9 protein-coding genes are annotated in these 8,944 nt (G+C 32.5%); 2 read left to right on the forward strand and 7 right to left on the reverse strand.

Annotated elements, in window-relative coordinates; all coding sequences use genetic code 11:
• Window positions 1–260 precede the first annotated feature (260 nt).
• A complete protein-coding gene (locus ACH2BP_RS11085; protein ID WP_395059873.1) occupies window positions 261–473 on the forward strand; it encodes a PID-CTERM protein-sorting domain-containing protein in 213 nt (70 codons plus the stop codon).
• Window positions 474–517: 44 nt separating this feature from the next.
• On the opposite strand, the gene bioB is transcribed toward ACH2BP_RS11085, so the two are convergent.
• The 3 genes from bioB to ACH2BP_RS11100 form a co-directional block, all read right to left on the reverse strand.
• Window positions 518–1,606: a biotin synthase BioB gene (gene bioB, locus ACH2BP_RS11090; protein WP_395059875.1), complete on the reverse strand. Its 1,089-nt coding sequence runs from the start codon at window positions 1,604–1,606 to the stop codon at window positions 518–520.
• Window positions 1,607–1,746: 140 nt separating this feature from the next.
• Window positions 1,747–2,190 carry a hypothetical protein gene (locus ACH2BP_RS11095; RefSeq protein ID WP_395059877.1) on the reverse strand — a complete coding sequence of 148 codons (444 nt, stop codon included), beginning with the start codon at window positions 2,188–2,190 and terminating at the stop codon, window positions 1,747–1,749.
• Between the two features lie 97 nt (window positions 2,191–2,287).
• The gene (locus tag ACH2BP_RS11100) at window positions 2,288–3,214 is read right to left on the reverse strand and encodes a bifunctional riboflavin kinase/FAD synthetase (RefSeq protein ID WP_395059879.1); all 927 of its coding nucleotides are present in this window, start codon (window positions 3,212–3,214) and stop codon (window positions 2,288–2,290) included.
• A gap of 268 nt (window positions 3,215–3,482) precedes the next feature.
• On the opposite strand from ACH2BP_RS11100, the gene ACH2BP_RS11105 reads away from it, so the two are divergent.
• On the forward strand, window positions 3,483–5,822 hold the full coding sequence (locus ACH2BP_RS11105) for a reprolysin-like metallopeptidase (protein ID WP_395059881.1): 2,340 nt from the start codon (window positions 3,483–3,485) through the stop codon (window positions 5,820–5,822).
• Window positions 5,823–5,868: 46 nt separating this feature from the next.
• Here ACH2BP_RS11105 and pth read toward each other — a convergent pair whose 3' ends face one another.
• The 4 genes from pth to ACH2BP_RS11125 form a co-directional block, all read right to left on the reverse strand.
• A complete protein-coding gene (gene pth, locus ACH2BP_RS11110; RefSeq protein WP_395059889.1) occupies window positions 5,869–6,435 on the reverse strand; it encodes an aminoacyl-tRNA hydrolase in 567 nt (188 codons plus the stop codon).
• A 77-nt stretch (window positions 6,436–6,512) separates the two neighbouring features.
• A complete protein-coding gene (locus ACH2BP_RS11115; RefSeq protein WP_395059883.1) occupies window positions 6,513–7,745 on the reverse strand; it encodes a peptidoglycan DD-metalloendopeptidase family protein in 1,233 nt (410 codons plus the stop codon).
• Between the two features lie 12 nt (window positions 7,746–7,757).
• A complete protein-coding gene (locus ACH2BP_RS11120; RefSeq protein WP_395059885.1) occupies window positions 7,758–8,684 on the reverse strand; it encodes a tryptophan 2,3-dioxygenase family protein in 927 nt (308 codons plus the stop codon).
• Between the two features lies 1 nt (window position 8,685).
• Window positions 8,686–8,944, reverse strand: a 259-nt coding sequence (locus tag ACH2BP_RS11125) for a DUF3108 domain-containing protein (protein WP_395059887.1), incomplete at its 5' end; no start/stop codon positions are given.

Genomic DNA, 8,944 nt, shown 5'->3' on the forward strand with positions numbered 1-8,944 from the left:
GTCAAATTTAAACAAAATGAGCCCGATACAATATCGAGCTCATTATTATCAAAATTAATTATAAATTTGTCCAAACTTTTGGGTGCAGTCTAAAATTGGAAGGTTTTTTTTATTTTTTGATATTTTATTGTAAATTAATTGGTTGAATCAAATATTTCCACTATTATTGTGCTGAAAATAGTTTTAGAGTAAAAATTTATTTATTTAAAATAAGCTTTAAAATATTTTGTTAAAAAGTTTTTTTTTATATTTTTACAATTATGAAGATTGCTCCAAAAAACCTAAGTATAAGTTTGTTAGCTGGTCTAGCAACTTTTTTTACATATGCTGCTCCTCCAGGCGGTGGTCCACCACCACCTACACCACCACCACCACCAGGCTTGCCTATTGATGGTAGTATTTTGTTATTGGCATTTGTTGCTATGGCATACGGTTTTTATTCACTCAGAAAATTTAAATTACAATCTAAATAAAAAAAGGTACACATTTGTGTACCTTTTTTGTTAAGTATTTTTTTTTAATTTTTTCCTTTTCCAGACAACTCGAGATTTTTCTCTATGGTGTGATTTGGTCTTGACCATTTTGGTTTTTCTCCTAACGATTCATATTGAGAATCTTTTGCTTCTACCGTTGTTGGTTGAGATACTTTAGTAAATGGTTTTTGAGGATTTAATCCCAACATTTCAAACATTTTCATGTCTTCATTTACATCTGGGTTTGGAGTTGTTAGTAATTTATCTCCAGCAAAAATAGAATTTGCTCCAGCAAAAAAGCACATAGCCTGACCTTCTCTAGTCATATTCATTCTTCCTGCCGAAAGTCTTACTTGTGTTTCTGGCATAATAATACGAGTTGTAGCAACCATACGAATCATTTCCCAGATTTCTACTGGTTTTTCTTCTTCCATCGGAGTTCCCTCTACGGCAACTAATGCGTTTATTGGCACTGATTCTGGTTGTGGACTTAATGTAGATAACGCTACCAGCATTCCAGCTCTGTCTTCTATACTTTCTCCCATACCAATAATTCCGCCGCTACAAACAGTAACATTTGTTTTTCTAACATTGGCTATAGTTTGAATTCTGTCTTCAAAACCTCTGGTCGAAATTACTTCTTTATAATATTCTTCAGATGTGTCTAAGTTGTGGTTGTAAGCATATAATCCTGCTTCTGCTAGTCGGTGTGCTTGGTTTTCTGTAATCATTCCTAAAGTACAACAAACCTCCATGTCTAGTTTGTTGATGGTTCTTACCATTTCTAAAACTTGGTCAAATTCTGGTCCGTCTTTTACATTTCTCCATGCTGCTCCCATACAAACTCTAGACGAACCTGATGATTTAGCACGTAAAGCCTGTGCTTTTACTTGTTGCACGCTCATTAAGTCGTTGCCTTCAATATCAGTATGATATCTTGCTGCTTGCGGACAATAACCACAATCCTCTGGACAACCACCTGTTTTTATAGAAAGTAGAGTTGAAACCTGAACCACATTTGGATCATGATGTTCTCTATGAATAGAAGCTGCTTCGTAAAGCAAATCCATCATAGGTTTGTTGTATACTGCAATTATTTCTTCTTTTGTCCAATTATTTCTCATTACACTCATAATAGTATCTTATAAATAGTTGTCAAAAATAAGGATTTCGATTTAAAGTTTCACGTTCATTTTCATTTAAACTGAAAAATGTTTCTAGGAAATGAGGTTTTCCTAAAAACATTTTTGTTAAATAACATATTAAACTAACTCTAAAAATGCTTTAAATGTCGATCTTTCCAATATTGCATCAATGTAAAAGTGATGATTATTGAGGAGGCAATTCCTTCAAAAAACAAACCTATACAGTATTCATTTACCGATGGTGTTCCTCCTCCAAATAAAAAATTCTGAGAAAGTTTTGCTAAATAAGCATCGCCACCTTTCATAGAAATATAAATTAACAAACCAGCAACACTCAAAGTAACACCGATTAATGCGGTTAATGTTCCTGAGATTAGATTTTCTAAATATTCTGTTTTGCCTTCGTTGTAATTAGATTTTATGGTCCTGTTTAAGAAATATATTACTATAAAAATATTTAATATTCTAAGTAAAAAAACGTCTGATAATCCCAATAATTCCATAGTAAGGAAATAGATGCCAATTCCTATAAAAATTAAAATACCATTATTAAGTTCTTTTGAGATACTCATACTAATAAGATTTAATTAAACAATTGGTTAAAAAAAAATAAATATTATATCAAATATAATTAATTATTTGTCATACTTACAAGTATTTAACAGTTTTCTATTTTTTTAAATAATCTAAGGAAGTGATTTTGTCTTGCTGAAGTTGGTTTTTTAATTCATCAATCGAATTAAATTTCACCTCTTCTCTAATGAATTCATGAACAGAAATTGTAAGATCTAAATTATATAAATCTTCATTTACATCAAAAAAATGAATTTCAATAGTTGTATTTTTTCCATCAACGGTAGGTTTTGTACCAATATTCATCATGCCTTGGTGGGTTTTTCCTTGCCAAGAACCGTCAACGATATAAACGCCATTTTTAGGAATGATTTTTTGAGTGTTTTCGATACTAATATTCGCGGTAGGAAAACCAATTGTTCTTCCTAATTGTTTGCCTTTTTCGACTTTTCCTGTAAAAGTGTAATGGTATCCTAAATATTGATTCGCTAATTTTATATTTCCGTCCTGAATTGCTTTTCTTGTTTTGGTAGAACTTATCGAGATTTCATCTATTTCTTTAGCAGAAATTTGCTCAACATCAAAATGATATTTTTTTCCAAAATATATTAAATCGTGTATGTCAGATGCTCTGTTTTTTCCAAAACGATGATCGTAACCAATGATTATTTTTTGAATATTTAGTCTGTCGACTAATACATTTTTTACAAATTCCTCACCTGTTAATTCTGAAAAACTAGAGTCAAAAGGGTGTATGATTAAATTATCAATTCCTTTTTTTTCTAAAAGGGAGATTTTTTCTTCATTGGTATTTAATAACTTGATATTACTTTCTGCCTGTAAAACACTACGTGGATGTTGCGAAAAAGTGAGTACAACACTTTCTAAATTATTATTTTGAGTGCTGTTTAGTAATCGATTTATGATTCTTTGATGTCCCAAGTGAACACCGTCGAAAGTACCAAGAGTTACGACGGTTCTTTTCCCGCATTTAAAATCTGAAATAGAATGAAAGACTTTCACTGTACGTATAAGTTTAGAGCGCAAATTTAAATTATTTAATTTGACTTATATTTTTTCTATTACAAATTCTTAAAAATATAAGTTCGTCAAGATTTGAATCTGCTAATTATTTAATCTAAAATATATGAAATATTTATTTATAGTTAGATAAAATTTATAATTATTTAAATTTATTAATCAATAAATTGCATTTTTCGCATTAAATACTTTGAGATTTTATTTTTTTATTTTATTTTAGCAAAAATTTATTAACCTAAATCTATTTAAAATGAAAAAACAATTACTATTGGTTTTTGCATCTTTATTTATGCTTAGTCAGGTACAAGGTCAAACAAAAAATGTTTGGTCTGCGTTTGAAGGAGCAAATAATAAAATCGTCACAGATAAAGCAGTTGGAAGAATTGCTTATCCAAAAGAGTATAAGCTATTTAGTTTGAAAATTGATCCATTACGTGATCAATTATTCTCAATAGTTGGAGCTACTGCTAAAAGACAAGCAACTATCATTTCTTTGCCAAATGCCGACGGTCAAATCGAAGAGTTTGAAGTATATGAAGCTTCAAATTTTGATGATGAATTACAAGCTAGATTTCCGGAAATTAGAGCATATTCTGGAAAAGGAATTACAGACAAATATGCAACTTTAAAGTTAAGTATTGCTCCAAACGGAATTCAAACTATGGTTTTTAGAACCGAAAAGGAAAATGAATTTATGGAGCCTTATTCTCAAGATCATACTGTTTATTCAGTTTATAAATCACAGAGAGACAAGGGTAAATTAAATTGGACTTGTGGTACAATTGATGAGCCTATTGTTAATGGTTTAGACATGGCTGTTGAAAATACTCAAAAAATAAATGATGGTAAATTAAGAGTAATGCGTTTGGCACAATCTTGTAATGCGGAATACTCTAATTATTTCGGAGCAACAAGTTCAGCACAAGTGGCTTTGGTTTTAGCTGCTTTCAATGCAACTTTAACTCGTTGTAATGGTGTTTACGAAAAAGATTTAGCATTACATCTTAATTTAGTTGCGAGTTCTACTAATGTTATTTATTATGCACCTGCTTCTGACCCGTATACTACATTGGCAAACTGGAATACACAATTACAACAAGCATTAAACACTACTTTAACAGGTGTAGCTACTCCATTAGCGACTAATAATGCTGCTTATGATATTGGGCACATGTTTGGTGCCTCTGGTGGTGGAGGTAATGCTGGTTGTATTGGTTGTCCTTGCGTTGATGGTATTGCTGCTGGAACAGGTAGTACGAAAGGGAGAGGAATTACATCTCCGGCTGATGCTATTCCTCAAGGAGATAACTTTGATATCGATTATGTAGTTCATGAGATAGGTCACCAACTAGGTGGTAATCATACTTTTTCAATGCAAGAAAGTAATGCGGTTAATTTTGAAGTTGGGTCTGGTGTAACTATTATGGGGTATGCTGGAATTACAGGTGTAGATGTTGAAGCACATTCTGTTGATACTTATCATGCTGGAAGTATTGCACAAATACAAACAGTTTTAGTAGGTAAAACATGTCCGGTTAGCACTAATTTAACTGGAAGAAATGCTACTCCCGTAGCTAATGCAGGTCTAGATTATAGTATTCCTGAACAAACTCCGTTTGAGCTTAGAGGATCTGCAACTGATGCTAATGCTGGAGATGCATTAACATATCTTTGGGAAGAGTTTGATGATGCTGCAACAGTTACTGCGGCTAACTCTGTAGCATTTGCTACTAAAACAGATGGGCCTAACTGGAGAACTTGGTCTGTTACAACTACTCCAAATCGTTTATGTCCAACGTTAGCATCATTTATGGCTAACTCACAATTTACTACAGCTGTAGGAACAAATGATGCAACAGCAATTAAGACGGAATACTTAAATTCTAACGCTAGAACAATGACTTTTAGGTTAACAGTTAGAGATAATTCTCCATATGTATCTACAGTAGGATCTGAAAAAGTCGGACAGACTGCTTTTGACGATATGATTGTTTCAGTGCAAAATAACGGAACTCCATTTACAGTATCTTCACAAAACGCTGCTGGTATTACATACCTTGGGTTGTCTACACAAACTGTTACGTGGGTGGTTGCAGGAACAAATTTAGCGCCATATAACGCTGCTAATGTTAAAATAATGTTGTCGACAGATAACGGAGTAACATGGGGATATGTATTACTTGCAACGACTCCGAATGATGGTACAGAAACTGTTACTATTCCAGATGGCGTAACATCTGCAGATTGTAGAATTAGAGTAGAGGCTATAGGTAATATTTTCTTAAATGTAAATACAACTAAGTTTACTATAAATCCTTCTTTAGGAACTGCTGCTTTTGAATTTCAAGATTTCGGATTATTCCCTAATCCAAACAAAGGAAACTTTAATTTAAGATTTACATCAGCATCTACAAATGATATTAAAGTGAACGTACATGATATGAGAGGTCGTCAAGTGTATGAGAAATCTTTCTCTAATACAGGAGCTTTTAATCAAAACATCAATTTAAATAAAGTAGAAGCAGGAATTTATTTGGTTACTATCGCAGATGGTGCTAAGAAAACTGTAAAACGTATTGTTGTAGAATAATATAAATTTATATAATAAAGAAGGGAAGCCAATTGGCTTCCCTTTTTTATTTTCCGTTATAAGTAGTCATGGTATTTTCTAATCCAGCTAATGCAAACGTTTTAACTGCATCTGTAGCGATTTCTAATCGTTCTGGGAGTTTTACTTTTTCAGTTTCGTCCCATTCACCAAGAACATAATCTACTTGTTTGCCTTTCTTAAACTCATCACTAATTCCAAATCTAAACCTAGGATATTCTGATGTATTTAGTATTTGCTGAATACTTTTGAGTCCGTTATGGCCACCATCGCTTCCTTTTGGTTTTATGCGAATTGTTCCAAATGATAAATTTAAATCATCAGTAATTATAAGAACATTTTCTTTTTCTATTTTTTCTTTTTCCATCCAATACTGAACGGCTTTTCCGCTTAAGTTCATGTATGTATTTGGTTTTAATAATAAAAGCGTTCTTCCTTTAAGTTTGTATTCGGCAAGCGAGCCAAGCTTTACTGTCTGAAAATCTAGTGACTCCTTTCGAGCCAAAAAATCCAACACTTTAAATCCTATATTATGACGTGTATTTACATATTCGGGACCAATGTTCCCAAGACCAACTATCAAAAATTTCTTCATATTATCATTATTGCTTTCTTCAGATTTAGCTATCGAAAAAAGGTTTGAAATCCATTGTATCATTTCAAAAAGGATTGTTAATTTTTATTGCTTAACGACGCCACACTATCTAATTCTCTCTTCAATGGTGTCATAAATTCGATGAATCTTGGTTTATTCTTACTATTCATCGGAATGGAATTAGGTAATTTAAGTTTTAACGCATCTACTTGTTTGCCATTTTTCCAGAATCGATAACAAACATGTGGTCCAGTTGCCAATCCCGTGCTTCCTACTTTTCCAATAACTTGACCTTGTGTTACATGCTGGCCTCGACGAACTAAAATTCTAGACATATGTAGATACTGAGTTGCATAGGTTTTGTCATGTTTTACTTTTACATAATTTCCGTTACCTAAAGAATATCCGGCTTTTTCGACTACACCACTTGCAGTTGTCATAATTGGTGTCCCTGTTGGCGCAGCATAATCGGTTCCGCTATGCGCTTTCCATCGTAATTGTACAGGATGAAACCTGCTTTTAGAAAACTTAGAAGTAATATTTATCGATTTTAATGGTGCTTTCAAAAAGAAATTCTTCAATGCTTTTCCTTCTTCATCATAATAATCTACTTTTTTGTCTGACGCATTTTGTTTGAAAGGGAAAGCATATATTTTTTTGCCTTTGTATTCAAAATAAGCACATTCTAAAGAATCGATTCCGTCGTAAATAGAATCATTTATAAATCTTTCAGTAAATGTTACAGCAAATTTATCCCCTTTTTTAGATTTAAAAAAATCGATAGACCATTTGTAAATACCTATTAATTGGCTTGATAATGCTGCGGATGCCCCTTCGTTTTTTAATGTTTCAGATAACGAACCATTTAGTTCTCCAGAAATTGTTCTTCTTTTAAGCGTTACTGGTTTTGTTTTTTTGTTTGCCAAGACAATCGAATCTCGAAAATCGACAATATAATAGCTCAATTGGTCTGGTTGATAAATGAAGTATTCTAATTTTTTAGTTTTATCTTTAGAAAGGAGCATGGTATAAGGCTTGCCTATTCTTACTATTCTTAAATCGAAAGTGTCTTTTACTTTTGTAACAACATCGTATACTTGCTTGCCGTTTAAATTTTGCCTTTCGATGATACTGCCAAAAGTATCTCCAGATTTTATCGTGTCATTTATAACTAAAAAATCATTAAGTCGGAATCCAAAATCATAACGAATTGGTTTTGCTTTTTTTGTGGGCAAAATAGAGTTTTCATTGCCTTTTTTACATGAAATAATTAGTAGCGCAATGACTAATAGCGTTATAATCTTTTTCAAATGGAATGGTTTTTAAAGATTTTCTCCCCAGGTTTTTAGTTCTTCGGCTGACCAAAGTTCGGGAAAAAATATTCTTCTTTGGTATTTTGGATGCATATATTTTTTCCAATCGCTTCCGCCAGTAGCTTCTCCATCTCCTTTTCCGTTGTCTATATATTTTCTAGCTGCATTTAGATGGCCCATAACCCAAGTGATGTTTACTGTGTAATCATAATGGCGCATGGCAGCAATGAGTTCTGGATTTTGCTGATCGGTTTCTGGAATTTCTTTAAACTTTTGCCACAAATTAATTGTATTATACTCTTCCATACAATCTAGAAATTCCTTTTTGTATTTTTTTTCAAATTCCTTTAAAAAATATGATTTCTCGCCAGTGGTGTAATCTTTTCCTGCTGCTTGCCAATACAAATGCTCGAACGCATGTTCGAACGGTGTATTTCGGTCTATTGTTGCTCTGAAGCGGTGGTCGATTAAGTTTATCAAATCGGTCGAACAAAACTCTATCATACGATATTGTGCGCTTTGAAAACCACTTGCCGGTGTTAGTGTATGACGAAATTTCATGTATTGTTCTACTTCCATTCCGTCGCCCATAATGTCGAAAGAAGTGGTTAGCATATCAAAATATCTGCTTATCCTCATTAGCCTTTCGGTAAAAAAATATGTTGATGGTTTTGCAGTATGTGACAATTGGTTTATTTCCCACAAAATCATTTTAAACAACAATTCATTTACCTGATGGTACATAATAAATACGTTTTCGTCAGGTAAAGTTGTTCTTTGTACTTGAAGGTTTAATAACGCATCAGTTTGTATGTAATCCCAGTAAGTGATGGGTTTAGACCAAAGTAGTCCTTCAAGATGTGCTTCGGTTTTCTGATTTATTGCTTTGTATTTTTTGTCAATTTCTTGAACTATATTTTCAAATGTGTTCGTCATATTAGTTAATTACCATAAATGAATTTTTCAATCCTTTAAAAGTTTCTAAATCAGCTTTAATTGATCCTACTGCTAGTTCTGCTTTAATACGTAAAGGTATTTTATTCTCATCGTCAGATATCCAAACAGTTAGACTTTCTTCTTCTTTGAATACACGTCCGGATTGTACAAGAGGTCTAAAAACCATTGTTTTTATTTTGCCAAATTTAGTTCTTAAAGTCTCACGACCAACAAATTTAAGTTTAAATTTTACTATTTCA

It is taken from the genome of Flavobacterium sp. (assembly GCF_043756175.1).
In the GTDB taxonomy this organism is placed as follows: domain Bacteria; phylum Bacteroidota; class Bacteroidia; order Flavobacteriales; family Flavobacteriaceae; genus Flavobacterium.